Origin of the sequence: Ruegeria sp. HKCCA5426, assembly GCF_013034585.1 — a bacterium.
Taxonomy (GTDB): Bacteria; Pseudomonadota; Alphaproteobacteria; order Rhodobacterales; family Rhodobacteraceae; genus Ruegeria.
This window is the reverse complement of the sequence record NZ_WQGH01000005.1, coordinates 256128-282649: the sequence shown is the minus strand read 5'-3', so window position 1 is coordinate 282649 and position 26522 is coordinate 256128. Positions and strand designations below refer to the sequence as shown.

Here is a 26522-nt window from a genome sequence, read left to right as displayed (position 1 = left end):
CGTCAAAGCCACTCTGGTATGGTATCGCGGTTTATCATTTCGTCAAAGCTTGGGCGTTCACGAATTACGGCGAATTGATCGCCATGCACCAGAACTTCGGGGATCAGAGGGCGCGTATTGTATTCGCTGGCCATCACCGCACCATAGGCCCCAGCGCTGCGGAAGGCGACCAGATCGCCCGGCGCAAGCGGCGGCATGCTGCGCTGTTTGGCGAATGTATCGCCGGTTTCGCACACGGGGCCCACGATGTCATAGGGTTGCTGTTCCACCCCCGGCGCGGGTTCATTCACGGCGACGATATCGTGATGCGCCTCGTACATTGCGGGGCGGATCAGATCGTTCATCGCGCCATCGAGGATCAGGAAATCACGGCCTTCACCCGATTTCACGTAGATTACTTTGCTGACCATCAGACCCGCATTGCCCGCAATCAAGCGACCCGGTTCGATCTCGATCTCACAGTCCAAATGACCCAGTGTCTTTTTGATCAGCGCGCCATATTCCACCGGCAGCGGCGGCGCATCATTCGCGCGAGTATAGGGGATACCCAAGCCTCCGCCCAGATCCAGACGACGGATATTGTGACCTTCGGCGCGCAGCTGCTCGGTCAATTCGGCGACTTTGGTATAGGCTAGCTCGAACGGTTCCAGCTCGGTCAGCTGCGAGCCGATATGAACATCGATGCCGATCACCTCCAACCCCGGCAGGCTGGCTGCATGGGCATAAACCTCGGACGCGCGGGCGATCGGAATGCCGAACTTGTTTTCCGACTTGCCGGTGGCGATCTTGGCGTGGGTCTTGGCGTCCACATCCGGGTTCACCCGCACGGTGATCGGTGCCACAACGCTCAGTTCCAGCGCAATCGCGTTGATCACTTCCATTTCAGGTTCGGATTCCACGTTGAACTGGCGGATACCGCCGGTCAGCGCGGTGCGAATCTCATCCGCCGTTTTGCCAACACCCGAGAATACGATCTTGTCGCCCGGCACGCCTGCGGCCTTGGCCCGCAGATACTCCCCGCCCGAGACCACATCCATCCCCGCGCCCGCCTGCGCCAGCGTCTTCAGGATCGCCTGATTGCTGGCTGCTTTCATCGCATAGCAGACAAGGTGGTCCATGCCGTCCAGCGCATCATCAAACAGCTTGAAATGCCGCAGCAGGGTCGCTGTGGAATAGACATAGAAAGGGGTTCCGACGCTCGCGGCGATTTCGGAGATTGAGACATCCTCGGCGAAAAGCGCGCCGTCGCGATATAGAAAGTGATCCATACCCGCGCGCTTAGACCAAAAAGGGCGCGCGGATCAATGGATTCTGCGCGCGCCCTTGCGTTGCATTAGTTGGATGTTGAAACGCCGACCCGTCCGTAGCCGGAAATCTTGATCCCTGACCCGCCCGAGTTGGTCTCGGGCTCTGGGCGCGGGTTGTACGAAGGATCACACGCCGCCAGAACGGCAAGCGACAGGATCAGGCCAATAGTTTTCATTCGTGTCTCTTCGGAGTTAAGGCGCCAAAGCGCCAGTTACCGGGTGCAAATGGGCGCGGAGCCAGAGAATTGCAATCTTCGTTCGTCAGCGGCCCAGGTAAATTCCCAACCCGCCGCGTTGCAGACCAATTCCGCCACCCACATGCGTGCCGCTGCTGCCGACGCCGATATTGGCGTTCATCGTCGGTTGAATCGGCTCGCCGTCCGCGCCGCACCCGACCAGTACCGCTCCGAGCGAGACCAAAAGCAAAACTCGCATGATCTGCATTACGCCAACGCCTTCCACCGCTTGATCTGGGCACGCACCTGATCCGGGGCTGTGCCGCCGTAGGACTGACGCGAGTTTACCGAGTTTTCGACGGTAAGAACAGAATAGACATCCTCGGTTATATCCGCGTGAACCGATTGCATGTCTTCCAGCGTCAGGTCAGGCAAATCGCAGCCCTTGCTTTCGGCCATCGCGACCAACGAACCGGTGACGTGGTGCGCGTCGCGGAATGGCAAGCCCAGCACCCGCACCAGCCAATCGGCCAGATCGGTCGCGGTCGAGAACCCAGACCCCGCCGCAGCCGCCAGACTGTCGCGGTTGGCGGTCATGTCCTTGACCATCCCCTCCATCGCAGCCAGCGCCAGCATCCAGTTGTCGGCGGCGTCAAAGACCTGTTCCTTGTCTTCCTGCATGTCCTTGGAATAGGCCAGCGGCAGACCCTTCATCACCATCATCAGCGCGGTGTTCGCGCCGTAGATACGACCAACTTTGGCGCGGATCAGCTCGGCCGCATCGGGGTTTTTCTTTTGCGGCATGATCGACGAGCCGGTCGAGAACCGATCCGACAGCGTGACAAATCGGAACTGGGCCGAAGACCAGATCACCAGCTCTTCGGCAAAGCGAGAGAGGTGCAAAGCGCAGATCGAGGCGATGGACAGGAACTCCAGCGCGAAATCCCGATCACTGACAGCGTCCAGCGAGTTCGCTGCGGGGCGGTCAAAGCCCAGCGCCTGAGCGGTCATGTCCCGATCAATCGGGAAGGACGTTCCGGCCAGCGCTGCAGCACCCAAGGGGGATTCGTTCATCCGTGCGCGCGCATCTCGCACACGCGACAGGTCACGGCCAAACATCTCGACATAGGCCATCATGTGATGGCCCCAAGTGACCGGTTGCGCCGTTTGCAGATGGGTGAAACCGGGCATGACCCAATCAGCCCCGGCCTCGGCCTGTGTCAACAGCGCGCGGATCAGGGCCAACAAGCCGGTCTCCGCCGCGTCGAACTGATCACGGACCCACAGCTTGAAATCGGTCGCCACCTGATCGTTGCGGCTGCGGCCCGTGTGCAAGCGGCCTGCCGGTTCGCCGATGACTTCCTTCAGGCGTGCCTCGACATTCATGTGGATGTCTTCCAGCGCGGTTGAAAACTGAAACGAACCGGACTGAATTTCTGACAAGACTGTGAGCAGCCCTTCCCGAATAGCCTGCGCGTCATTATCAGTAATAACGCCCGTAGCCGCCAGCATGGCGGCATGGGCGCGCGAGCCTGCGATGTCCTGGGCTGCCATCCGCTGATCGAACCCGATCGAGGCGTTGATTGCCTCCATGATCGCGTCTGGACCGGCGGCAAAGCGGCCGCCCCACATCTGGTTCGAGGATTGATCGGTCATGTAAGAAAACCCGGAGTTGATATGCGCCTATTTCGTCTGATCCCCCTTTATATGGCCCTTGCGCTGGGTGCAAATGCGGCTTTGGCTGCGGATGTCGAATCTCTGAAGCCGCTCCGTGACGGCACGCTGAAACGGCTGATCCTGCACAAAGAACCCAAACCTCATGAGTTGGTCGAATTCCAGCTTGAAGATGACGGCGGCACCGCAACGCTGGCGGATTACAATGGCAAGTATGTTCTGGTGAACTTCTGGGCCACGTGGTGCGCCCCTTGCCGTAAGGAAATGCCCCAGATTGCTGAACTGCAGGAAGAGTTCGGCGGCGACAAGTTCGAGGTTGTCACCCTGGCCACAGGCCGCAACTCGGCCGCCGGGATCAAGAAGTTCTTCGAGGAAAACGGCATCGATAACTTGCCCCGCCATCAGGATGCGGGCTCGGCTGTTGCGCGTGAGTTCGGTGTGATTGCCTTACCGATTACCGTGATCCTGGATCCCAATGGCGACGAGATCGCCCGGCTTATCGGAGATGCCGAGTGGAATTCAGACAGCGCGAAAGCGATTATCGCGGCTCTGGTGGGTGCGGAAAGCTAGGCCCAACGCACCAAACTCCATTCTGTGCTAAACTAAAACCGGCCCCAACGGGCCGGTTTTCGTTTGTAACCTGCAGAAAAGGAGACAGCGATGAAACCGGTAGTCTTACTGATTGGCCGCTTGCCAAATGTGATCGGTGATGTTGCACGGCAATTGGACCATATGCCCATTCAATGGCTCGGCGCGCATGATCAGGATGAAGTCAGGCGGCAACTGGATGCCGAACCGCAGATTGCCTGCGCCATAATTGGAGCAGGGCTGGACGACAAAATACGTGGCGAACTGGTTGGAATAATTGCGTCACGCAGGCCGGATATCTGTATCCACCTCAAAGATCGGGCCTCCGGTCCCGAAGGGTTGATCCCATTCGTCAGACGCGTTGTTCAACACGAAGTCTTGACCGACGCTCAGGCAAGCTGACGCGACGCCACCTTTGACAGTTTCCGCCGGGATTTGCACTCTGCCCGTCGGGAGGAAGGCTATGCCGCTTGAATTACTGCTGGTTCTGGTGGTTGGAGGAATCGCCGGGATCACGTTGATGATGCATCTCTCGGGCAAATCCCGTGTGCGTACCCTGACGCCGGAAAGCGCGCGGTCGGAATGGCTGCGCCATGTGCCGGATGATGACATCATAGATGTGACAGTGGCCCATGATGGCCATAGCGCGCTGATCCGCACCCCTTCTGGTAGCGGGCTGGTGTGGTCCTTTGGCGCAGACACTGTGGCCCGTCATTTGCTGGACTTTGACTGGATGGACCATCCGGACGGATTTGAAGTCTTTTTCCACGAATTCGGCACACCCAAAGTCCTTGTCCGCCTAGACGAATTCGAACGCCAGCACTGGCAACTTCTGTTGGAGCCTGCATGACCGATCAAGTTACATTTCCAGACGCCGTGCAATGGGCCATTCCCTTTTTCATTGCCGCCATTCTGGCCGAATTCATATGGATCGCTGTGAAAGGCAAAGGGGGCCGGTACGAGACCCGGGATTCTGTCACTTCGTTGATCATGGGGGCCGGCAATATCGCCTCGGATCTCATGGTGGGGTTCCTGATATGGGCCGGGTTCATGTGGCTTTGGAAAATCACTCCGCTGAATCTGGGCACGTCGATCCCGGTGATTATCCTGTGCTTCGTGCTGGATGATCTCCGGTATTACTGGGTGCACCGTTTCGGTCATCGCATCCGCTGGGTCTGGGCCAGCCATGTGAACCACCACAGTTCGCAGCACTACAACCTGACAACGGCGTTGCGACAGACCTGGACCTATTCATTCACCTTCATGATGGTCGTCCGTTCACCATTGATCCTGCTGGGGTTCCACCCTGCAATGGTGCTGTTCTGCGGCGGTGTGAACCTCGTCTACCAGTTCTGGATTCACACTGAAGCCATCAAGAAAATGCCCCGCTGGTTCGAGGCCGTAATGAACACCCCTAGCCATCACCGCGCCCACCATGGCCGCAACGCACGCTATCTCGATTGCAACTATGCGGGCACCTTCATCATCTGGGACAAACTGTTTGGCACCTTCGTCCCCGAGCAGGAAGACGACAAAGTCGATTATGGTCTGGTTCACAACATCGGCACGTTCAACCCATTGCGGGTCGCCTTCCATGAATGGGTCGGTATCTGGCGTGACGCCACGCAACCGGGGCTGACAGTGCGGCAGCGGCTTGCCTATTGCTTCGCGCCTCCGGGCTACAGCCACGACGGAAGCCGCGACAACTCGGAACAGATCAAAGCCAAGCACATTGCCCGCCATCCCGAAGATCGCGGGTCGCCCGGATTTGAACAATTCGAAACAGAAATGCCCAATTCGCAGGCAAAGCGCGTCTGACGCCTCCACCCAACTTATGTCTGATCTTGAAATGTGATGCGCGCAATCCATATCAACGGGATACGCGAAACACACAGCAGGAGGCAGGACATGACCCGATTTATGACCGCATCGACCATATTGGGTCTGACTGGTTTGCTGGTTGCAATGTTCGCCGCGTTAAGCGGAGCGTTGCCCCTGTTGATTGCAATTGGGTTTTCCATGTTGGCGCTTGGCTTTACCGGAGCCGTAATCGGGGCCGCTGCGTCTCTGGGACGAGCTTGGGAAGCGGCACGATAACGCTGACGCACGGATCATTCCCACCCACCGTTAACTGCAAATTCACGAGTATGCCTTGAAATCGAAACCTGACCTATGGCGGCAGGGATTGGCAGACTCATGCAGGACAAAACACTGGCAGACATGCCCGAGGGGTCGGAAAACCCCCTGAATGCGGCTGTCACTTCGCGCGATGCGACGGCGGTACAAATGGCCTCCGAAGCGATAAAGCACAAACAATGCAAACTGGCTTTCCAACCCGTCATACAGGCCAGTCCTCCGCACGGCGTCGCATTCTATGAGGCGTTCATCAGGGTTCTGGACGAAACAGGCCGGGTAATCCCTGCGCGTGAATTCATGCCGCAACTGGAAAAGACTTCAATCGCTCGTGAAGTGGACTGCGTCGCGCTTGAGATGGGATTGCGCACGCTGACCCGGAATCCCGACATCCGAATGTCGATTAACATGTCCGCACGTTCGATCGGGTATGGGCGATGGTCCCGCGTGATGGAACGGTTTCTCAAGAAGGACGTTAGCATAGGTGAGCGCTTGATTTTGGAAATTTCGGAAAGCTCGGCCATGACCTTGCCTGATCTTGTGGTCGATTTCATGGACCGTATGCAGCCTCGGGGGGTTGCGTTTGCACTGGATGATTTTGGCGCCAGCAATTTCAGCTTTCGCCATTTCCGCGAGTTCCTGTTCGATGCGGCCAAAATAGATGGCCAATTTGTCCGCGGCATCAGCACCAACCCTGACAATCAGGCACTGGTGCGCGCCTTGATCGCCGTCGCGCGTGAGTTTGAAATTCTGGTCACCGCCGAATCGGTAGAAACCAGAGAAGACGCGGAATTCCTTATCGCTAACGGCGTTGACTGCCTTCAGGGTTTTTTGTTCGGCTCGCCTTCGATCAAGTCTCCGTGGAAGGCGGAAAAAACACCTAAAACAGCAAGTTAACCGGGAACAATCCGCCCAAACCCCGCCTGAGACAAGCTGACCATTGCTGCAACTGCAGCATTGCGCTATTCCAAGTGCAGTTGGAGCGGGGGATCACGAGGCGCTCTTTCTGTCAGGGGCCACCCCTGCGACCTGCGCCGTCATGTTTCCCACAGAACCTTGATGGTAAAGGATTGTCTTAATGACCAACATAGTAATTGCATCCGCAGCACGCACAGGCGTCGGCAGCTTCGGCGGATCATTCGCCAACACCCCTGCCCATGACCTCGGTACGGCAGTTCTTGAGGCCGTGGTTGAGCGTGCCGGAATCGAAAAAGGCGAAGTCAGTGAAACCATCATGGGTCAGGTACTGACCGCCGCGCAGGGTCAGAACCCCGCGCGTCAGGCGCATATCAACGCCGGTCTGCCCAAGGAAAGCGCCGCCTGGGGCATCAACCAAGTCTGCGGTTCGGGCCTGCGGGCGGTTGCGCTGGGCGCGCAACACATCCAGTTGGGCGATGCGGATATCGTCGCCGCCGGTGGCCAGGAAAACATGACCCTGTCCCCCCACGCCGCTGCGCTGCGAGCCGGTCACAAGATGGGCGACATGAAATACATCGACACCATGATCCGCGATGGTCTGTGGGATGCGTTCAACGGCTACCACATGGGTCAGACCGCTGAAAACGTGGCCGAGAAATGGCAGATCAGCCGCGATGCGCAGGACGAATTCGCAGTCGCCAGCCAGAACAAAGCCGAGGCCGCGCAAAAGGCCGGCAAGTTCGCTGACGAGATCACGCCCTTTACCATCAAAACCCGCAAGGGCGACATCGTGATGGACAGCGACGAATACATCCGCCACGGCGCAACGATGGAGGCGATGGCCAAGCTGCGCCCCGCGTTCACCAAGGACGGCTCGGTCACGGCGGCGAATGCGTCCGGTCTGAATGACGGTGCGGCGGCGACCCTGCTGATGTCGGCCGAGAATGCGGAAAAACGCGGGATTGAGCCTCTGGCCCGCATCGCATCTTATGCCACCGCGGGTCTGGACCCGTCGATCATGGGCGTCGGCCCGATCTATGCATCGCGCAAGGCGCTGGAAAAAGCCGGCTGGTCGGTCGACGAGCTGGATCTGGTCGAGGCCAACGAAGCCTTCGCCGCACAGGCCTGCGCCGTCAACAAGGACATGGGCTGGGACCCGTCGATCGTGAATGTGAATGGTGGCGCGATTGCCATCGGCCACCCGATCGGTGCCTCGGGCTGCCGGGTTCTGAACACGCTTCTGTTCGAAATGAAGCGCCGCGACGCGAAAAAGGGTCTTGCGACCCTCTGCATCGGCGGCGGCATGGGCGTCGCCCTGTGTGTGGAGCGCGACTAAGTGGCTTGAAACCCGAATACAAAGGGGCGTCCGGTGGGCGCCCTTTTTTGTTACACTGGGGCCTGCCCCACAGATGCGACGATATTACCGTGCGGAACTTCAAAATTCAGAGCGAAATAATATTGCGCAAGATCACCTCTCAAAGTAACAGCATTACCAAGACGACATGAATTGGAGGAGTCCTAAATGGCACGTACAGCACTCGTCACCGGCGGTTCCCGCGGCATCGGCGCAGCAATTTCCAAGGCGCTCAAGGCCGAAGGATACAATGTTGCAGCCACCTATGCCGGCAATGACGAAGCCGCAGCAAAATTCACCGAGGAAACCGGCATCGCCACTTACAAATGGAATGTTGCCGACTATGACGAGTCCAAGGCTGGGATCGAAAAGGTCGAGGCCGAGGTCGGCCCGATCGACATCGTGGTCGCCAACGCAGGCATCACCCGCGATGCGCCGTTCCACAAGATGACCCCGGAACAGTGGCATCAGGTAATCGACACCAACCTGACAGGTGTGTTCAACACCGTGCACCCGGTCTGGCCTGGAATGCGCGAGCGCAAGTTCGGCCGCATCATCGTCATCAGCTCGATCAACGGTCAGAAGGGCCAGTTCGCGCAAGTGAACTATGCCGCGACCAAGGCAGGCGATCTGGGCATCGTGAAATCCCTCGCGCAAGAAGGCGCGCGCGCAGGCATCACCGCGAACGCGATCTGCCCCGGCTACATCGCAACCGAGATGGTCATGGCGGTCCCTGAAAAAGTGCGTGATTCCATCGTTGCGCAAATCCCGGCTGGTCGCCTGGGTGAGCCCGAGGAAATCGCACGCTGCGTTGCGTTCCTGGCGTCGGACGATTCTCAATTCATCAACGGCTCGACCATTTCGGCCAACGGTGCACAGTTTTTCGTCTAATCCGAACACGGAAAACAAAAAAACGGGCCGGTCTTTTCAGACCGGCCCTTCTTTTATCCCGTAAGGACGCGCGCGCTGCGTTCAGCGGGAACCAAAAAGCCAGTCCATGGCCTGCTTAAGCATCTTACCGCGTTCAGCATGGGCCCGCTGAAAGGCGCGGGCGGCTGCGGGGTTTGTTGTCATCTCGATCATGGCAGACATCCTTTCAGTTCAGCTTTATTTGACTTGAGTTGAATATGCGCCTTATCAATGTTGACGACAAACGAGCTTTCTGCGAACTTCAGTTAAGAATTTCTTATGCCATGAGCGACTACCTTCCCCCTCTGACCGCGTTGCGCGCCTTTGATGCCGCCGCGCGCCATATGTCCTTTGCCAAAGCCGCCGAAGAACTGCATGTCACCCCTGCGGCCCTGTCCTTTCAGATCAAGTCGCTTGAGGAACATCTGGGCCGCCCGTTGTTTCGCCGCCTTAACCGAGCCGTCGAACTGACCGAGGCAGGGCGCGCACTGGCACCCGGCGCAGCAGAGGGCTTTGCCGCGTTGCAGGCCGCTTGGCAGGCGGCCCGAAGACAAGGAAACGATACCAGCCTGACCGTGACCGCAGGCCCGGCTTTGACAGCCAAGTGGCTTGCCCCGCGCCTTTATGAATTTGCACGGGCGCATCCTGAGATTGACCTCAAATTCTCGGCCACCTTGCGCAATATGGATCTGGAGCGTGACGACGTAGATGTGGCGATCCGGTTTGGCTATGGCGATGACGAGGGATTATATTCCCTGCCCGTGCGCAAAGAATGGCTGACCCCAGTCATGACACCTGAAATGGCCGAACGCTATGCAACGCCCGACAGCCTGAAAGACGCCCCCCTGATTTTTGACGACTCGATTGCGTTTCTCCAACCGCCCAGTGACTGGCCCACATGGTTTCGGGCGGTCGGCGTAAATTATGCGCCCACACATGGCGCCCATTTTTCGAATGCAGACCACGCGATCGACGCAGCGGTTGCGGGGGTTGGGGTTGTGCTTGGTCGCCGCGCGATGATCATCAAGGACCTGACCGAAGGGCGCTTGGTCGCGCCGTTCAAGACGGCCATCGAAACGCGGGGGCGGTTTCGTTTTTTGTGCCTCCCGGGGGCAGAGAACCGCCCCCAAATCGCCGCCTTCCGGGATTGGTTCATGGACGAGATTGAAAAAACCGCGCATATTTCGGATGAATTCGAAATCATTCCGGTGGAAGAGGTCCCTGCCCTATGACAAGAACCCGTGCGACAGGGATCGGATTTATCGCGGTCCTACTTTGGTCTTTGCTCGCCTTGTTCACGGTAGGATCTGCGCCCACACCACCATTGCTGTTAAACGCCATATGCTTCTCAATCGGCGGCACGCTTGGGTTAATGTGGACCTGGGCCAACGGTGGCCTGTCTCAGCTTCGAAACGTGCGCTGGACAACCTACCTGTTCGGAACGATCGGGCTGTTTGGCTACCACGCGCTGTATTTCTCGGCCTTGCGCATGGCACCTGCGGCCGAGGCTGGCTTAATCGCATATCTCTGGCCCTTGCTGATTGTCCTCTTTTCAGGGCTGTTGCCCGGCGAGAACCTGCGACTGGGGCATCTGTTCGGTGCCTGTCTGGGGTTCGCCGGGGCCGCTGTGATCATTGCCGGGGGCGGAAGTGCAGGATTCCAATCGGATCACCTGCCGGGATACGCCCTGGCCCTGTTATGCGCGCTGACATGGTCCGGCTATTCGGTATTGTCCCGGCGCTTGGGCGACACGCCGACAAGCTCAGTCGCCGTGTTCTGCGTTGCTACGGCCATAGCGTCCGCTTTACTGCACCTGGCCGTTGAAGAGACCGTGTGGCCGGACACAGCGACAAGCTGGGTTTCCGTGCTGGCCTTGGGTCTGGGGCCGGTGGGACTGGCGTTTTATGTCTGGGATATAGGGGTTAAACAAGGCGACATTCAGATTCTGGGAACGGCGTCCTACGCGGCACCCTTGTTGTCTACGCTTATTTTGGTTGTGGCCGGGATCGCGGCCCCCTCGTGGGGATTGGCGATCGCGGCCGTTTTAATTACGAGCGGCGCGACCATCGCGGCCCACGCCAGTATGAGCAGTTAACTGGACAGGCGCTCGATCTCTTCTTTCAGTTTCAGCTTCTGTTTCTTGAGTTGAGCGATATGGAGATCATCGATACCTGGCGAGCGTTGGGCTTGTTCTACTTCGAGACCGAGAGTTTCGTGCTTTTTCTTCAGTTCCGTCAGATGTGCGCTCACGCTCATGGCGATACTCCTTTGTTGGTGTCTCAGGTTTACGTAAGAAGTTGACCACATCGTTTCCAGCCTGTCACGCTGCAGACGCACAGAATCTGTAATAAATCCGACAAATTCGGCTGGTTAATGCCTATCGATCCGGGAAACAGCTCAACGCAGCGCCATCGCGCAACACCGAAGATACGTGCGGCGTATAGCTTTCCCCGTCTTTTTCGTGGCGTTCTCCTGCGTGCAAAATCAGGGGTGCATGCAGTTGGAAAGCTGCGCGCCCCCCCTTTTTTGCCCGCAGAATCACCAGCTCGGTCTTGCGCCCGGACCGGGCTGACAGCGGCACAACTTCGATTGATCCCAGCCGCCCAGAACACGAGGTCAGCATTTCCGGCAACCGATCCGCCTTTTGGATCATGTGTAGGGAACCCTTCGGCGCAAGGCGTTTGGCTGCAGCGTCAAACCAAAGGTCCAGCGGTGTATCTCCGCCCAGTGCGACGCTTCGTCCCTGATCCACGGACGGGCTATGCGCCCCGACACGGTAATAGGGCGGATTGGCGATCACATGATCAAACTGACGCTGTTTCAGGTCCGGCGGCATGGCCGTCAGGTCCGCTTGAATAACTTCCAGCCGTGCGGCGTTTTCAACAGCGTTCCGACGAGCCAGATCAGCATATGGCGCCTGTAATTCCACCCCGACAGCCTGTAACCCCGGCACACGTGCCATCAGCGACAGCACCGCTGCCCCAGCCCCGCAGCCCAACTCCAGCACGCTTTGGCCCTGTTTTGCCGGAACACAAGCGGCCAGCAGGATCGGGTCCACCCCGGCGCGGTATCCGCCACGAGGTTGCCACAGGCGCACACGGCCACCCAGAAAGTCATTCAGGGTCAGGTCATCATCGTCAAACAGGGTCATCGGCCCAACGGAATTTCATTGTCACGCATCACGCGCTCGGCCCGCGTCAGGTCATCGGCCCGGACCATCAGGCGGCGCGGGAAAATTCCTATGCCACCTTCGAGGATGCTCATATTTACGTCCATCTGAAAGCAGTCTATATCCTCGCCTTCAAGAAGGGCGGATGCAAACGCCAGGATCGTTGGATCGGTGCTGCGCAAAAGTTCTTTCATGGGGATGGATGTAAGGGCAAGGTGCGGCAGAAGTCGAGCCTTGTATCAGGAGTGTGATGACGATCAGCACGGTCTCAAAACCGCATGAGCGGCTGGCGGAAATTCTCGCGGGTGAAATGGACGCAGTAAATGAACTGATCCGAACCCGCATGGCGTCCGAGCACGCCCCGCGTATCCCGGAAGTAACGGCGCATCTGGTCGAGGCGGGCGGCAAGCGTTTGCGCCCGATGCTGACCCTGGCCGCAGCGCAACTGTTTGGCTATCAGGGCAGCCACCATGTACGGCTGGCAGCGACTGTTGAATTCATCCATACCGCCACCTTGTTGCACGACGATGTTGTGGACGAAAGCGGCCAGCGACGCGGACGCCCCACCGCAAACCTTTTGTGGGACAACAAATCCAGCGTTTTGGTGGGCGACTACCTGTTCTCGCGCAGCTTTCAGTTGATGGTCGAGACAGGATCGCTGCGCGTGCTAGATATCCTAGCAAACGCATCAGCGACGATTGCCGAAGGTGAAGTCCTGCAAATGACAGCGGCCACCGATCTGGGCACCAACGAAGCGATCTACTTGCAGGTTGTACGGGGCAAAACGGCGGCATTGTTCTCAGCCGCGACCGAAGTCGGCGGTGTCATCGCCGGTGCAGCAGAAGAGCAGGTTCAAGCCCTGTATGACTATGGTGATGCGCTGGGGATCGCCTTTCAGATCGCGGATGACCTGTTGGATTATCAGGGCGACAGCACTGCGACCGGCAAAAACGTCGGTGACGATTTCCGCGAACGCAAACTGACCTTGCCCGTAATCAAGGCCGTCGCGCAAGCAACCCCAGAAGAACACGCATTCTGGGAGCGTACGATTGGCCGTGGCCGTCAGGAAGACGGTGATCTGGACCACGCGCTTGGGTTGATGGCCAAATACGGCACGCTGGACGCCACGCGCTCGGATGCGCTGGGATGGGCGAATAAGGCCAAAGCGTCGCTCGACATTCTACCCGACCATGAAATTCGCACGCTGCTGCGCGATTTGGCGGATTATGTGGTGTCTCGCCTCAATTGAGCTGAACCGCGCGACACCACCAGTCGGGATAGGCTGCGCCAATCTCGTAGGCTGCGTAATGGGCCGCCTTCATACTGGGGTAGAGCGCAAAGCACGTCGACCCTGACCCTGACATCCGAACAAGCAGAGCCTCCTTGGTGGCGGCAAGTTCATCCAGAACCCGACCAACCTCGGGTGCAAGCTCCTTGGTCGGGCCTTCAAGATCGTTTCGTTGATCGCGCAACCATGTGGCACAGTCCTCAGCGGCGGCAAAGATCGGTATATCATCCGGCATGGGGTCGTTGTTGCGGCTATCCAGTGCAGAGAAGACGGCCCCTGTGGGAACCTCAACGCCCGGATTGACCAAAAGGGCTGGCATTTGTGGCAAAACAACCGGTGTCAGCCCATCGCCAATGCCGCGCATTCGGCTGGCCTGCGCAGCCATGCAGACGGGGATATCCGCGCCAAGTGACAAAGCGATCTCATCTGGAATGCTGCCGCCCTGATCGCCAACCATGCGCAAAGTGGCCGCGGCATCGGACGATCCCCCACCGATCCCGCCACCGTGCGGCAGCACTTTGTTCAGGTCGATATGCCCTGCCCAACCTGCGGCTTTGGCCGCTTTCCAAACCAGATTACGGTCATCCGCAGGAACGCCTGCCGCATGCTCACCTGTAACCGTGATCGACAGGTGATCTCCGCGCGTGAAGCGCAGCGTGTCACCCACATCCGCAAATACCACCAGTGAATCCAGCAGGTGATACCCGTCGGCCCGTCGACCGGTCACATGCAGAGTCAGGTTGATCTTGGCGGGCGCGAAAGCCTCAGCCTTCATTTGCGACCTTCAATGGGTCTGCACCTTCTTCGGCCAGAACTGCATCCAGCCCGATCTCGAGCTTGCGGCGAATTCTGTCCGGGTCGGCTTCGCCGTCCGTGTCATCGGGGTCGATGAAGGATAAGGCACGTTTCCATTGGAACTCGGCCTCGCGCGCGCGTCCGACCGCCCAATAGACATCCCCCAGATGGTCGTTCACCACGGGATCGACCGGCATCAGCTCAACTGCGCGCTCCATATGCTCAACCGCTTCGTCATAGCGTCCGAGACGGAACAGAACCCAACCCAAGCTATCCACAATGTAGCCGCTGTCAGGCCGCGCGGTGACAGCGCGTTCGATCATGTTCAATGCTTCGTCCAGCTTCTCGCGCCGCTCAACCAGCGAATACCCCAGATAGTTCAACACCTGCGGCTGATCCGGGTTCAGTTCCAGCGCCTGCCGGAAATCGGCCTCGGCCTGATCCCAGTTCTTGAGCCGCTCGTGCGAGATGCCGCGCGCGTAATACAGGAACCAGTTTCCCCCGACACCGCCTTCAATCAGTTCGATGGCCTTGTCATAGGTTTCCACCGCATCAGCATAGTTCTCCTGCCGTCGCTGAAGATCGGCCAACGCAACATGAACGCTGGGCAGGTTCGAATTTTGGGTGGCAAGGGTCTGCAAGACTTCGGCGGCCGCATCGGTTTTACCTGCGCGGCCAAGCACCTCGGCGCGGCCCAACTCGGCTGCGTGATAATCGCTGCTTTCGGCAGGCACTTTGCGATATGCCTCAACTGCCAGATCATATTGCTCGAGCTCGTCCAGCAACTCAGCGCTCAGCAAAATTGCGTCAACGTGGTCAGGCCGTAAGAAAGCTGCGGTTTGTGCGTAAAGCAGAACGTAGTTCTCCGCCGCCTCGGTGCTGAGCGCAGCCCCCACGGAAAAGAACACTTCTGCCATGCCGTCCTGCGCCGTTCGCACATGCGTGAAGGGCAGGGTTTCTTCCGCTGTCAGGCGCGCCTCATAGCTTTCGATGGATGGGTCGCTGCCAGCGGCAAACACGTCATCCAGAAAGGCCAGCGCATCCTGGTTGCGATCAAGCTGTGACAGCACCTCAACCCGTGCCAGTGCCGCACGGCGCGTGAATTTAGCAACCGCCCCTTCGTCGGCTGCAAAAATCGCTTCGGCCCCTTCGAAATCCCCGACCGAGGCCAATGCCAGCGCCTTGTGGTAAAGCGCGAATTCCCGCAGTCCTTCCTGTGTCGCCACCTGATCGAACTGATCCATCGCTTTGGTCATGGACCCCTGACCAATGTGGGCCCATCCCAGCATCAAACCGTCGACCAACGGTCCGACGCCCTGCGTTTCGGGTTCAAGCGCCAACAACTCGTCCAGCTTGTCATCCGCAACAAGGTTAGCGGCGATAACCATCCGAGCCGCCTGACTGGGAAGGTCCATTTCAACAACTGTGCGGGCCACAGGCTGAGCGCGCTGCAACTCGCCCAGCGACAGCCTGGCAACAACGACGCTTTCCAGCAGCTTGTGGTTTTCGGGGTCAGCGCGCAGGGCCTGAGCAAAGTAACGCTCGGCTGCGGTATAATCGTTCTGGAAAATCGCCTGACGCCCGGCCAAATATGGCCCGGACCCGGTATCCGAAAAAGCCGGAAACGTGACTGACGAAGAAAGCAGCGCAACCAGCGCTGCGCGACGGAGGAGGGAAGCCACCAAAATCCTGCCTTGCTATTGTTTACTGACCAACAAGCTAGGACTTTGGCAGGTAAGAGGCAATGGCAGAGCCTTCACGACCCTGCCAGTGCCCGTCTTTTCGCTTACATGTTGGGATAGTTTGGCCCGTCACCGCCCTGTGGCGTGGTCCAGGTGATGTTCTGGCTGGGATCCTTGATATCGCAGGTCTTGCAGTGAACACAGTTCTGGAAGTTGATGACGAATCGCGGTCCGTTCTCATCCTCGACCATCTCGTACACGCCTGCCGGGCAATAGCGTTGCGCCGGTTCGTCGAACTTGGGCAGGTTGACATTGACCGGAATCGCCGGATCGGACAGCCGCAAGTGGCAGGGCTGACTTTCCTCATGATTGGTCATTGCAAACGAGACATTGGTCAAACGGTCGAACGACAGCACGCCATCGGGTTTGGGATAGTCGATGGGCGTGTGCTTGCTGGCCTCTTCGGTTGCTTCGGCATCGTTCTTGCCGTGACCCAAAGTGCCAAACAACGAAAAGCCCAGCGTGTTGGTCCACATGTCCAGACCACCAAAGGCAAGAGACGCCGTCAGGCCCCATTTCGACCACATCGGTTTGACGTTGCGCACCTTCTTCAGGTCGCTGCCGATGGCACCGTCGCGCACGTCGGCCTCGTAAACAGTCAGCTCATCGCCTGCACGGTCGGCCTTGATCGCGTCAAACGCGGCCTCGGCTGCGGCTTTACCCGACAGCATCGCATTGTGGTTACCTTTGATGCGCGGCACGTTGACCATACCCGCCGAACAGCCCAGAAGCGCCACGCCCGGCGCGACCAGTTTCGGCATCGACTGATAGCCGCCTTCGGTGATCGCACGCGCACCGTAAGCCACGCGCTTGCCGCCTTTCAGCAACTCGGCCACCATCGGGTGATGCTTGAAACGCTGGAATTCCATGTAGGGATACAGGTGCGGGTTCTTGTAGTTCAAGTGGACCACAAAACCGACGTAGACCTGATTGTTTTCCAGGTGATAGATGAACGACCCGCCGCCTGCGTTGCTGCCCAGGGGCCAGCCCATCGTGTGCGTGACCGAGCCTTCCTTGTGCTTGGCCGGGTCGATCTCCCAGATTTCTTTCATGCCGACGCCGTATTTCTGCGGCTCTTTCCCGGCTTGCAGATCGTACTTGGCGATGACTTCCTTGGACAGCGACCCGCGCACGCCTTCCGACAGGAAGACGTATTTGCCGTGCAGTTCCATCCCCGGCTCGGTGTTGGGGCCATATGAGCCATCGGCTTCCAGACCAAAGACACCGGCGACCACGCCTTTGACTTCGCCGTTCTCGCCGTAAACCAGCTCGGAACACGCCATGCCGGGGAAGATTTCCACGCCCAGCTCTTCGGCCTGTTCAGCCATCCAGCGGCAGACATTGCCCATCGACACAATGTAATTGCCGTGGTTGTTCATCAGTGGCGGCATCGGCCAGTTGGGGATGCGGATCTGTCCCGCCTCACCCAGCATATAGAAGTTGTCCTCTTCGACCGGCGTTTTCAGCGGCGCGCCTTTTTCTTTCCAGTCTGGGATCAGCGCATCAAGGCCACACGGGTCAAGAACCGCACCCGATAGGATATGCGCGCCCACTTCCGAGCCCTTTTCCAGAACCACAACGTTCAGGTCCGCATCCAACTGTTTCAGACGGATGGCCGCCGACAGGCCCGCGGGGCCTGCACCCACGATCACCACATCGTATTCCATCGCTTCGCGTTCAATCTCGGCCATCGCGGGCTCCTTAGCTAACTTTCCGAATTGGCGCTTTCACTGCGTGGTCTGCGCAATTTTGTTTCACGGGTGATTACATGGTCACAAAGACCTTGGTCAATCAAAACACGGCGTAACATTGCTGCAATGCGGCAGTTATGCCTCGGGAGAGTCCCCCATCAGATACCTGGGACCGCTACCATAGGACTTGGCACGGTCATCCGGGTTGTAAAGCGCGCATTTCGGCAGGCTTAGGCACCCGCAACCAATACAGCCGTCCAGATTGTCGCGCAGTCGTGTCAGTGTCTCGATTCGCTGATCCAGATGGGTCCGCAACCCGACACTGATTTTCTGCCAATCCTTTGGGGTCGGGGTCCGATTGCCCGGCAAGCCTGACAACACTTCACGGATTTCGGGCAAGGTCAGGCCGAACTGTTGCGCGATCATGACAAAGCTCAGCCGACGAATATCGGCGCGTTGATACCGTCGCTGCCCGCCCGCATTCCGCCAAGGCGCGATCAGGCCCTGCGCCTCGTAATATCGAATGGCCGAAACTGCCAACCCCGTACGCCGTGCAAGAGCGCCAATTGCAAGCCCCTCAGATACCGCCATTTTACCCTCATAAATATCTTGACCTAAAGTTAGGTTTAGAAATTACGGTGAGTCGGGACAAGCTTCAAACTTAAAAAGGAGTTCCCATGATGGCGACGCTTGAACACACAAACTTCACGGTCCGCGACCCTCAGGCTTCGGCCAAGTGGATGCACCGGGTCTTTGGCTGGAAAACCCGCTGGGAAGGACCGGCGATCGCGGGCGGATATACGGTCCATGTGGGCAGCCCGCACACCTATCTGGCACTTTACGCACCCAGCGATCCCAAACCATCAGGCGAAAGCAGCTATGACATCATTGGCGGGCTTAATCATGTTGGTGTTCTGGTCGAAGATATCGACGAAACCGAAGCCCGGGTTGTCAAAGCCGGGTTCACGCCAAAGTCGCACGCGGACTACGAACCCGGTAAACGGTTCTACTTTGATGACGAAAACGGCATAGAATTCGAAGTCATTAGCTACGACTAGGCTGTAATCCGCAGGTTGGGCGGCTTCGCCCCCTTGCATTTCCCGCGCCATTTGGGTCAGGTATTTGACGACCCATCAATTCGCCCCGACGCTTGTCTCATGCGGCGGGGCGAAACAATTTTATGCGTGGACGAAAAGAACATGGAAAAAATTCCGATGACGCCCGCGGGCAATGCCGCGCTCGAGGCGGAACTGAAAAACCTCAAGTCGGTCGAGCGTCCGGCGATCATCGAAGCCATCGCCACGGCCCGCGAGCTTGGCGATCTGAAGGAAAACGCCGAATACCATTCGGCCCGTGAAAAGCAGGGCTTTATCGAAGGCCGCATCAAAGAGCTGGAAAGCATCCTGTCGCTGGCAGATGTGATAGACCCTGCCAAGTTGTCGGGCGCGATCAAGTTCGGTGCAAAGGTCACGCTTGTCGACGAAGACACGGATGAGGAAAAGACCTGGCAGATCGTGGGTGAGTATGAGGCCAATATTGAAAACGGCCTGCTCAACATCAAATCCCCCATCGCCCGCGCCCTGATCGGCAAGGACGAGGGGGACAGCGTCGAAGTCCGCACCCCCGGCGGTGTGCGCTCTTATGAGATTTTGAACATAGAATACGCCTGACCGGAGCGGGAACCATGTCCGAGCCCACGCCAGAGCAGGAAGACGAGCGGCCGACCGCACTGGGCATATATGACAAGCCTGCAACGCCGTCAGTGACCGAAATCGAGATTGTCGCGATCGCGCTCAGTGTGATCTGGCTGATCGTGTCGGTCGTGTTTCTGGTCCTGCCCGGCAAGGTGGAAGGCGGCAGCTTTGTCGTTACCTTGCTGGCTGTCTTCATGCCCGTCGCGATGATCTGGGTTGCGGCCACGTCGATGCGTGCCAGCCGGGTCATGCGCGAGGAAAGCGCCCGGCTGCAAACCGCCATTGACGCGATCCGGCAAGCTTACGTGGTACAACAACAGCGCGCCGCCAGCGGGTACGAACCCGCCGTTACCAAGAAACTGGATGAAATCGCTCAGACCGCAAAAAAGACCGAAAGCGCACTGGCAACTTTTTCGACCCAGCGTACCGAACCCGCGCGCAGCACGATCAAAAGCGGGGCTGGGGACCAAACCTCGCTGGAGCTGGGCACGCAGGCCGACGACATTGCCCCGCGGCTGAGCACGGATGTCTTTATTCGCGCGCTGAATTTCCCCGAGACACAGGAAGACACCGAAGGCTTCGACGCCCTTCGGCTGGCCCTGAAGGATCGGAAAACGGCGCAGTTGGTGCAGGCGTCACAGGATGTTCTGACCCTGCTCAGTCAGGAAGGCATCTATATGGACGACCTGCGCCCCGACATGGCGCGACCAGAGGTCTGGCGACAGTTCGCCCAAGGCGCGCGCGGTCGCGCGGTTGCGGTATTGGGCGGAATCCGCGACCGATCGTCCCTTGCACTGACAGCTGCACGCATGAAGCAGGACCCGATCTTTCGGGATGCGGCACATCATTTCCTGCGTCGGTTCGATCACATGATTGTCGAGTTTGAACCGGATGCCAGCGATGCCGATCTGACCGCGCTTGGCGATACGCGAACCGCGCGGGCTTTCATGCTTTTGGGGCGTGTGGCCGGTACGTTCGACTAAAGCCCAAAACTGCCATAGGGAATAAACCGCACGGTGTCGCCCGTCTGAATGTGGCGGGCACCATCCTCGATCTCGACCAGACCTTCCGCCCAGCTCAGCCCGCTGATCCGACCGGACCCCTCCGACGCAAAAACTTCAACCCGACCTTCGCGGACGCGACCACGCAGGTATTCGCGTCGTCCGGGTTTCTTGTGTTTTTCAAACGCGGCAGGAAGGTCAAAGCCCTGCGGCGTCGACCAACCCTCTCCCGCCAAAAGACCAAGCGCTGGACGTGCAAAAATCAGCGTGCAGACCAGCGCCGCCACGGGATTACCCGGCAGGCCGAAAACAGGGGTTTCCCTCCACATCCCAAGCGCCAAAGGGCGGCCCGGTTTCAAGGCAATCCGCCATTCCTGCATCGCACCGGCCTGTTTTAACAAGGCTGACACGTGATCTTCATCCCCCGCCGACGCTCCGCCGCTTGTTAGGATCACATCCGATTGCCCGGCTGCAAGATCCAACCTGTCCCTTAGGATCGTACGGTCATCGGGGACACGCCCCAGATCAACGGCTTCGAAGCCCATTTTCCCGATCATCGACAACAGCATCGGACGGTTGGCGTCGAATATCTGACCCGGCCCAGCAATGTCACCGGGTTCAACCAGCTCATCGCCTGTCGACAGAACGGCAACACGCAACCTGCGGCGGACCGGCACCTCGGCAATCCCTATCGCCGAAAGAAGCGCAAGGTCTGCCGAGTTTAGCCGTCGCCCGGCGCGCAAAACCGTATCGCCTTCGGTCACGTCCTCTCCGGCGCGGCGTGCGTTTGCGCCTTTCCTGAGCGGGCCGTGAAAAGCGATATGGCCATCCTTGACGGTGACGTCTTCCTCGAGAACGACGGTGTCCACGCCCTCGGGCAAGGCGGCGCCCGTCAAAACGCGCAGGGCCTGGCCCAAGGCCACCTGCCCCTCAAAGGGTATCCCCGCTGCTGCACGTCCATCGTGCAGGGGCATCACCTGCGGCCCTTCCGGGGCAGGGCCGGAAAACCCGTACCCGTCAACGGCGGAATTCGGCTGCGGTGGGTTCGAACGCAGGGCCCGTATGTCCTCAGCCAGAATTCGCCCCTCGGAGTCCGAGACCGGAGTCGTCTCAGGCCCAGTCACACCTGTCAGCCTGTCCTGCAACAGAGCCAGGGCATCATCCACCGGTGTCCAGCTCACCCCGGCGGGCAGCGCAAAACAATCGTTGCTCAATGGGGGCGGTGCGATGTTCGGTTTGCTCATAACCCGACTTCCTGCAGGATAAAATCTGCGATGGCCTTTGTGTCGTTCAGGTCGAAAACGGGCACATTCAGGTCCATCAGTGTATCGCTGGCCACGGCGCGTATCGTGTCATTCTCCTCCGCCAACAAGCTATTACCGGGCTCGGCCCTGAAAGCTTCGATCTTGGGATGGGCTTCACGTTTGAAACCTTCGATCAGAACCAGATCAACCGGGGTCAGTCGGGCCAGAAGGCTTTTCAAGGACGGCTCGGGCGCTCCGCGCAATTCCTGCATGATGGCGATCCGTTGGCCCGAAGCCAGCAAAACCTCATTGGCCCCGGCGGTACGATGGCGATAGCTGTCGGTGCCCTTCTGATCGACATCTACACTGTGGTGCGCGTGTTTGACGGTGGACACGGAAAATCCGCGCCCGCTGATTTCCGCCACCAGACGTTCCATCAACCCGGTTTTGCCTGCGTTCTTCCAGCCGGTGACGCCATAAACTCTCATGCCTGCGCCAACAATTTCTGCGCCCGGTCCAGATCATCCGGCGTGTTGACGTTGAAGAAAGGATCAAACGGATCAACAGGAAACAGCGCCTCGCGCCCCGCATGTTGATCCGTCCACAGGACGACTTTGCGCAAACCCCCCTGCAAAGCCGCGCGCAGGTCGTCACGCAACGCCACGGGCCACAGTCCAAATGTCGGATGCCGGTTGATCTTTTTGCCACCCCCGGATTTCAGGGTCTCATCCCCTGTGCGCGGTGTGGTTGCAAGAACCAGCGGGTTGGCCTGCCCTTCTGCTGCGGCAGTTAGGCGCGCAACCAGATCGCGCGGAAAGAACGGCGTATCGGCGGCGGCAGTAACGATACATTCGGCACCCTGTTCAGCCGCCCAGTCGAGCCCGGCCAGAACGCCCGCGAGCGGGCCTGCAAACCCTTCGATCGTGTCGGGAACAATCGGCAGGTCGTACCCACCAAACCGGGTCGGATCGCCATTCGCGTTCAGCGCCAGATCAGCCACCTGCGGGCGCAACCGGCCAATCACGTGGTCCAGCAAGCTTTTGTCGCCAATTTTCAGCAGGCCCTTGTCTCCACCCCCTATCCGGGTGGCCAGACCGCCTGCAAGGATAACGCCGAGAGGTTTGTTCATTCCTGTACCTGATTGGGATCAGTCGCTTACAACCTTGTAAATCGAACTCAGTTCAATTGGAACGCGGTTGGATAAAGGTTGTGCAATACAAATAACCACATAATCAACGTTCCCACCGACAAAAACGACGTTGCGGAAACGATGTGCGCGGCCAGTTGCGGTTCCTGATCATAGTGCTTGGCAAGCAGAAAGATGTTCTTGGCGGTCGGAACCGCCGCTGAAACCGTTGCGGCGATTGTCCAAAGTGGGTCCAGACCAATCAGATGCGCCGCCAGAAGCACCAGCCCGGGCGCAGCGATCAGCTTGACCAGTGTCAGAAGCAGGATCAAAGGCCCCGTTTGAATAATCGTCCGCACGCTGGTCGTGAAGCCGATTGCGAACAGCGCAACCGCGGCCAAAGCTTGGCTCAGAAGTTCAAGGTAACCGGATACCGAATCCGAAAACCCGATCCCGGTGAAGGAATACGCGACCCCCAGCAATGTGGCCGCGATGATCGGATTTTTCAGCACGTTCAGGAAAATCCTGTAGATTGGTGTCTTGGCGCTGGCCTTATGTCCAGCCGAGCTTTCCAACACGGTCGTCATGACCAAAAGCATCAAGGCGACAACCAGATTCGCCAACACAGCCGGTAGCGCACCCTTGGCTCCGAAAATCGCGTGTAGAACGGGCAACGCAACTAAAGCCGTGTTCGAGGCAACCCCGGCAAAGGCCGCGACGGTGGCAGAACCGGTCTCAAATCCCGTGAAACTTTTCAAACCTGCGAAAAGCAGCACAAACAAAAGCAGCAACGTCCCGCCGTAAGACAGATAGAACCCATAATTAAGAAGATTTTGGAACTCTTCCTGCCCGATCAGATAGAACATGATGGCCGGGATCAGGACATAAACCGCAAACTGGACCAGCGCGTCAGACGTGTCCTGGCCCAAAAGGTTCGTCCAGGAAAACACGTATCCGGTCAGGATTACCGCGAAAACCGGCGCGATAAGATTAATCAGCTCCATGTTGCCATCAGGCGGGAATTCACCTGCACTCCTGTTTGCTATACCCCATATTAGGGCATACCTGTCGGAATTCGCAGCATTATTTATAAAGTGCCATTTCTAGCCCAGTGCGCTTTTCCGTTTGTGCTTTTTCTCTTCAACCGGAACGGTTGCCGGGTCCACGTCCCGCACCAGCCGATTTTCACCTGCCAGACACACGAAACGCTGCCCGCGCATCCGACCGATCAGCGTCAATCCAACCTCGCGCGCGATCTCAACGCCCCAGGCAGTGAAACCCGAACGGGATGCCAGAACAGGAATACCCATCATCGCCGTCTTGATCACCATTTCCGAGGTCAAACGACCGGTGGTGTACAGGATCTTGTCCTCTGCCGCTTCGCCCTCGGACAGCATCCAACCGGCGATCTTGTCGACCGCGTTGTGCCGACCCACGTCCTCCATATAAACCAACGGGCGGTCTTCCCGGCACAACACCGTGCCATGGATCGCACCCGCCTCAAGATAGAGCGAGGGTGTGCGGTTGATCTTGGCCGCCAGATCATAAAGCCACGATGTGCGCACGGTGACCTGAGGCAAGCGCACGTCTTCGAGACCCTCCATCATATCCCCAAAGACGGTTCCAACGGCGCAGCCACTGGTACGGGTCTTTTTCTTGAGCTTATCCTCATAAGACGTCTCGCGCGCCGTGCGGACAACGACGGTTTCCAGATCTTCATCGAAATCGACACGGGTAATCTGGTCGTCAGGCAGCAGCATGCCCTGATTGCGTAGAAAACCCAGCGCCAGATATTCGGGGTAATCGCCAATTGTCATCGCGGTCACGATCTCTTGCGAGTTCAGGAAAATCGTCAAAGGACGTTCTTCCACCACTGAAATCTGGCTGGCCTCGCCATTCTGATCCACACCTTCGACGGCACGTGTCAGGCGGGCCGCCCTGGGGTCGGGGGCGATGATGTAGTCTGACAGGTTCTGTTCCGTGGCCAATTGCAACCCTTTCCCAAGACCGCTACTGCTGCGATCAACACCATAGGATTTAGCCATGGCAGACACCACATCCAAGTCATACTTCTGGAAAGGGTTTCGGGACGGGACCCCGTTTATCTTTGTTGCGATCCCGTTCGGCACACTGTTCGGCGTGTTTGCGACCGAAGCAGGCTTGAACATCGTCCAGACGATGGCTTTCACCTCAACCGTTTTTGCCGGGGCCGCCCAGTTTGCCGCCCTGCAACTGCTGCAAGATCAGACCCCGACCGCGATCATTCTGGTATCCGCCTTGGCGGTGAACCTGCGCATGGCGATGTACTCGGCCTCATTGACGCCGTTTCTGGGCGCGGCCCCGATGTGGCAGCGTGCTTGCGCGGCCTATCTAACTGTCGACCAATCCTATGCCAGTTCGATCGTTCAGTTCGAGAAAGAGCCAAACATGACCGTCCCGCAACGGATGGCCTATTTCGTCGGCTCGGTCACGCCGATCACACCTCTTTGGATACTGGCAACCTACCTCGGCGCGGTTCTAGGTACGCGTATTCCGGAAAGTTGGGCACTGGATTTTGCCCTGCCGATCACATTTCTGGCGATGATCGGCCCAATGATGCGCACCCTGCCTCATGTGGCGGCGGCACTTGTTGCGATCATTGTGTCCCTGCTGACGGTGGCGATTCCGTTCAATCTGGGCCTGCTGATCGCCGGGTGCGCCGGCATGATCGCAGGCGCGCAGGCCGAATTGATGGCCGAACGCAGAAAGGCCGCCGCATGACACAGCCTGATCCTGTCACTATCTGGACCATCATCATCGGGCTTGCCATCGGCAGCTATGCCCTGCGCTTTGTCTTTATCGGCCTGGTCGGAGATCGCCCGATGCCGCCATGGTTGCTGCGCCATCTGCGCTATACGGCCGTGGCAATCATTCCTGCGCTGATCGCGCCGTTGGTCGTCTGGCCCACGGCAACAGGCGGTCAACCCGACGCACCGCGCATGGCAGCGGCGGCTGTGGCCATAACTGTCGGACTATTCACCAAGAACGTGATCGCGGCCATCTTCAGCGGGGCCGCAACGCTTTACGGGCTGCTCTACCTACTGGGCTGAGTCAGCCTCCAACTGGTTCAGTTGCGCATTATTAAAGGCGAGACCGGTTTGAAGATCGGCGTCGTCATTCTCTCGGTACTCGGCGGTTTGAACACCCGGTAACTGCGCAAATTGCTCCGACAGCTTGACGGGATAGAACGTGGTTTCGATCTGCTCGAACCCCGGCACTTGCTGCAGCAACTGGGCGGTCGAATTGGCACAGAATGCACCTGCAACCGGCCCCGATTGCTTGGCAAGCTGCAGGGCAATCTCGGCCTGCTGGGGGGTTACTTCGACGGTTTGAATGCGCGCATAATGCGTTTCGCGCGCGTGGCTGCTGCGATAAGCGCGTTCCACATTCGGGGTAATGCCGTAAAGGACGTCATCCTTGATCGGCACCACATCCGCCCTGAATGATCCGGCGGGGTCAAAGATTACCCGCTCGCTGCCACTGATCATCAGCGACGTATGGGCACCCGAACCCGTCCGGGTGCTGATCATTGTATAAAGGGTCAGGGTCGACGGCCCCGGATCACGATAGGACCGCGCCGAAATTTCAGCCAAATCCGCCTGCGGACGCTGTGACCCAGCGCAACCCGCAAGTGTCACAGCCAGCAGGCAGGCAATCAAAACCCTGATCACGGC

33 protein-coding genes are annotated in these 26522 nt (G+C 58.6%); 16 read left to right on the top strand and 17 right to left on the bottom strand.

The annotated features are described in order from the left end of the window. Positions 1-2: 2 nt before the first annotated feature. The 4 genes from lysA to argH all read right to left on the bottom strand — a co-directional run bounded on the left by lysA (position 3) and on the right by argH (position 3139). Positions 3-1268, bottom strand: a complete 1266-nt coding sequence (gene lysA, locus GOV87_RS10850; RefSeq protein ID WP_171211758.1) for a diaminopimelate decarboxylase — start codon at positions 1266-1268, stop codon at positions 3-5. Between the two features lie 65 nt (positions 1269-1333). After that, complete coding sequence (locus tag GOV87_RS10845) at positions 1334-1483, bottom strand: hypothetical protein (RefSeq protein WP_171122604.1); 150 nt, start codon at positions 1481-1483, stop codon at positions 1334-1336. Between the two features lie 85 nt (positions 1484-1568). Continuing rightward, a complete protein-coding gene (locus GOV87_RS10840; RefSeq protein ID WP_171211757.1) occupies positions 1569-1751 on the bottom strand; it encodes an argininosuccinate lyase in 183 nt (60 codons plus the stop codon). Next, entirely contained in the window at positions 1751-3139 is a 1389-nt protein-coding gene (gene argH / locus GOV87_RS10835) for an argininosuccinate lyase (protein WP_171211756.1), read from the bottom strand. Before argH ends, GOV87_RS10840 begins: the two co-directional genes overlap by 1 nt. Before the next feature lie 21 nt (positions 3140-3160). Between argH and GOV87_RS10830 the strand changes: the two genes are divergently transcribed. The 10 genes from GOV87_RS10830 to GOV87_RS10785 all read left to right on the top strand — a co-directional run bounded on the left by GOV87_RS10830 (position 3161) and on the right by GOV87_RS10785 (position 11154). After that, entirely contained in the window at positions 3161-3727 is a 567-nt protein-coding gene (locus GOV87_RS10830) for a TlpA disulfide reductase family protein (protein ID WP_171211755.1), read from the top strand. A 90-nt stretch (positions 3728-3817) separates the two neighbouring features. Further along, positions 3818-4147: a hypothetical protein gene (locus GOV87_RS10825; RefSeq protein ID WP_171211754.1), complete on the top strand. Its 330-nt coding sequence runs from the start codon at positions 3818-3820 to the stop codon at positions 4145-4147. Between the two features lie 61 nt (positions 4148-4208). Beyond that, on the top strand, positions 4209-4595 hold the full coding sequence (locus tag GOV87_RS10820; RefSeq protein ID WP_171122614.1) for a hypothetical protein: 387 nt from the start codon (positions 4209-4211) through the stop codon (positions 4593-4595). Then, positions 4592-5563 (top strand): sterol desaturase family protein, encoded by a 972-nt coding sequence (locus GOV87_RS10815; RefSeq protein WP_171211753.1) that lies wholly within the window; start codon positions 4592-4594, stop codon positions 5561-5563. The genes GOV87_RS10820 and GOV87_RS10815 overlap by 4 nt, the downstream gene beginning before the upstream one ends. A 90-nt stretch (positions 5564-5653) precedes the next feature. After that, positions 5654-5842: a hypothetical protein gene (locus tag GOV87_RS10810; RefSeq protein ID WP_171124402.1), complete on the top strand. Its 189-nt coding sequence runs from the start codon at positions 5654-5656 to the stop codon at positions 5840-5842. Positions 5843-5941: 99 nt separating this feature from the next. Continuing rightward, the gene (locus GOV87_RS10805) at positions 5942-6775 is read left to right on the top strand and encodes an EAL domain-containing protein (RefSeq protein WP_171211752.1); all 834 of its coding nucleotides are present in this window, start codon (positions 5942-5944) and stop codon (positions 6773-6775) included. 181 nt (positions 6776-6956) lie between these two features. After that, entirely contained in the window at positions 6957-8132 is a 1176-nt protein-coding gene (locus tag GOV87_RS10800; RefSeq protein WP_171211751.1) for an acetyl-CoA C-acetyltransferase, read from the top strand. Positions 8133-8318: 186 nt separating this feature from the next. Continuing rightward, on the top strand, positions 8319-9041 hold the full coding sequence (phbB, locus tag GOV87_RS10795) for an acetoacetyl-CoA reductase (RefSeq protein ID WP_171122624.1): 723 nt from the start codon (positions 8319-8321) through the stop codon (positions 9039-9041). Between the two features lie 302 nt (positions 9042-9343). Beyond that, complete coding sequence (locus GOV87_RS10790; RefSeq protein ID WP_171134846.1) at positions 9344-10291, top strand: transcriptional regulator GcvA; 948 nt, start codon at positions 9344-9346, stop codon at positions 10289-10291. After that, positions 10288-11154 carry a DMT family transporter gene (locus GOV87_RS10785; protein ID WP_171211750.1) on the top strand — a complete coding sequence of 289 codons (867 nt, stop codon included), beginning with the start codon at positions 10288-10290 and terminating at the stop codon, positions 11152-11154. Before GOV87_RS10790 ends, GOV87_RS10785 begins: the two co-directional genes overlap by 4 nt. On the opposite strand, the gene GOV87_RS10780 is transcribed toward GOV87_RS10785, so the two are convergent. The 3 genes from GOV87_RS10780 to GOV87_RS10770 all read right to left on the bottom strand — a co-directional run bounded on the left by GOV87_RS10780 (position 11151) and on the right by GOV87_RS10770 (position 12422). Continuing rightward, entirely contained in the window at positions 11151-11315 is a 165-nt protein-coding gene (locus GOV87_RS10780) for a YdcH family protein (RefSeq protein WP_170563647.1), read from the bottom strand. The genes GOV87_RS10785 and GOV87_RS10780 overlap by 4 nt on opposite strands. A gap of 121 nt (positions 11316-11436) precedes the next feature. Further along, positions 11437-12210: a tRNA1(Val) (adenine(37)-N6)-methyltransferase gene (locus GOV87_RS10775; protein ID WP_171211749.1), complete on the bottom strand. Its 774-nt coding sequence runs from the start codon at positions 12208-12210 to the stop codon at positions 11437-11439. Then, positions 12207-12422, bottom strand: coding sequence for a DUF2007 domain-containing protein (locus GOV87_RS10770; RefSeq protein ID WP_037316655.1), 216 nt, complete (start codon positions 12420-12422; stop codon positions 12207-12209). The genes GOV87_RS10775 and GOV87_RS10770 overlap by 4 nt, the downstream gene beginning before the upstream one ends. A gap of 56 nt (positions 12423-12478) precedes the next feature. Between GOV87_RS10770 and GOV87_RS10765 the strand changes: the two genes are divergently transcribed. After that, positions 12479-13477 carry a polyprenyl synthetase family protein gene (locus tag GOV87_RS10765; protein ID WP_171124389.1) on the top strand — a complete coding sequence of 333 codons (999 nt, stop codon included), beginning with the start codon at positions 12479-12481 and terminating at the stop codon, positions 13475-13477. Here GOV87_RS10765 and GOV87_RS10760 read toward each other — a convergent pair. The 4 genes from GOV87_RS10760 to soxR form a co-directional block, all read right to left on the bottom strand. Further along, positions 13470-14291 carry a 4-(cytidine 5'-diphospho)-2-C-methyl-D-erythritol kinase gene (locus tag GOV87_RS10760; RefSeq protein ID WP_171211748.1) on the bottom strand — a complete coding sequence of 274 codons (822 nt, stop codon included), beginning with the start codon at positions 14289-14291 and terminating at the stop codon, positions 13470-13472. The two genes, GOV87_RS10765 and GOV87_RS10760, sit on opposite strands and share 8 nt — an antisense overlap. Beyond that, the gene (locus GOV87_RS10755; protein WP_217360829.1) at positions 14281-15996 is read right to left on the bottom strand and encodes a tetratricopeptide repeat protein; all 1716 of its coding nucleotides are present in this window, start codon (positions 15994-15996) and stop codon (positions 14281-14283) included. Before GOV87_RS10755 ends, GOV87_RS10760 begins: the two co-directional genes overlap by 11 nt. A gap of 101 nt (positions 15997-16097) precedes the next feature. Further along, a complete protein-coding gene (locus GOV87_RS10750) occupies positions 16098-17744 on the bottom strand; it encodes an electron transfer flavoprotein-ubiquinone oxidoreductase (RefSeq protein WP_171211746.1) in 1647 nt (548 codons plus the stop codon). A 135-nt stretch (positions 17745-17879) separates the two neighbouring features. Further along, entirely contained in the window at positions 17880-18335 is a 456-nt protein-coding gene (gene soxR, locus GOV87_RS10745; protein ID WP_171122641.1) for a redox-sensitive transcriptional activator SoxR, read from the bottom strand. Positions 18336-18421: 86 nt separating this feature from the next. On the opposite strand from soxR, the gene GOV87_RS10740 reads away from it, so the two are divergent. From GOV87_RS10740 to GOV87_RS10730, 3 genes are all read left to right on the top strand, one after another. Next, the gene (locus GOV87_RS10740) at positions 18422-18802 is read left to right on the top strand and encodes a VOC family protein (protein WP_171211745.1); all 381 of its coding nucleotides are present in this window, start codon (positions 18422-18424) and stop codon (positions 18800-18802) included. Positions 18803-18943: 141 nt separating this feature from the next. Further along, the gene (greA, locus tag GOV87_RS10735) at positions 18944-19414 is read left to right on the top strand and encodes a transcription elongation factor GreA (protein WP_171122645.1); all 471 of its coding nucleotides are present in this window, start codon (positions 18944-18946) and stop codon (positions 19412-19414) included. 14 nt (positions 19415-19428) lie between these two features. Further along, on the top strand, positions 19429-20421 hold the full coding sequence (locus GOV87_RS10730; RefSeq protein WP_171211744.1) for a hypothetical protein: 993 nt from the start codon (positions 19429-19431) through the stop codon (positions 20419-20421). Here GOV87_RS10730 and glp read toward each other — a convergent pair. The 5 genes from glp to GOV87_RS10705 form a co-directional block, all read right to left on the bottom strand. Next, positions 20418-21683: a gephyrin-like molybdotransferase Glp gene (glp, locus tag GOV87_RS10725; protein WP_171211743.1), complete on the bottom strand. Its 1266-nt coding sequence runs from the start codon at positions 21681-21683 to the stop codon at positions 20418-20420. The two genes, GOV87_RS10730 and glp, sit on opposite strands and share 4 nt — an antisense overlap. After that, positions 21680-22171: a molybdopterin-guanine dinucleotide biosynthesis protein B gene (mobB, locus tag GOV87_RS10720; protein WP_171122651.1), complete on the bottom strand. Its 492-nt coding sequence runs from the start codon at positions 22169-22171 to the stop codon at positions 21680-21682. Before mobB ends, glp begins: the two co-directional genes overlap by 4 nt. Further along, positions 22168-22812 (bottom strand): molybdenum cofactor guanylyltransferase MobA, encoded by a 645-nt coding sequence (mobA, locus tag GOV87_RS10715; RefSeq protein WP_171211742.1) that lies wholly within the window; start codon positions 22810-22812, stop codon positions 22168-22170. Before mobA ends, mobB begins: the two co-directional genes overlap by 4 nt. A 47-nt stretch (positions 22813-22859) precedes the next feature. Further along, a complete protein-coding gene (locus tag GOV87_RS10710) occupies positions 22860-23813 on the bottom strand; it encodes an AEC family transporter (RefSeq protein WP_171211741.1) in 954 nt (317 codons plus the stop codon). A 99-nt stretch (positions 23814-23912) separates the two neighbouring features. Further along, the gene (locus GOV87_RS10705) at positions 23913-24854 is read right to left on the bottom strand and encodes a formate dehydrogenase accessory sulfurtransferase FdhD (RefSeq protein ID WP_254447353.1); all 942 of its coding nucleotides are present in this window, start codon (positions 24852-24854) and stop codon (positions 23913-23915) included. Here GOV87_RS10705 and GOV87_RS10700 point away from each other — a divergent pair. Both GOV87_RS10700 and GOV87_RS10695 read left to right on the top strand, forming a co-directional pair. Beyond that, positions 24853-25569 (top strand): AzlC family ABC transporter permease, encoded by a 717-nt coding sequence (locus GOV87_RS10700; protein WP_171122657.1) that lies wholly within the window; start codon positions 24853-24855, stop codon positions 25567-25569. The genes GOV87_RS10705 and GOV87_RS10700 overlap by 2 nt on opposite strands. Further along, positions 25566-25898: an AzlD domain-containing protein gene (locus GOV87_RS10695; protein WP_171122659.1), complete on the top strand. Its 333-nt coding sequence runs from the start codon at positions 25566-25568 to the stop codon at positions 25896-25898. Before GOV87_RS10700 ends, GOV87_RS10695 begins: the two co-directional genes overlap by 4 nt. On the opposite strand, the gene GOV87_RS10690 is transcribed toward GOV87_RS10695, so the two are convergent. Continuing rightward, positions 25887-26519, bottom strand: coding sequence for a hypothetical protein (locus GOV87_RS10690; protein WP_171211740.1), 633 nt, complete (start codon positions 26517-26519; stop codon positions 25887-25889). The genes GOV87_RS10695 and GOV87_RS10690 overlap by 12 nt on opposite strands. Positions 26520-26522 lie beyond the last annotated feature (3 nt).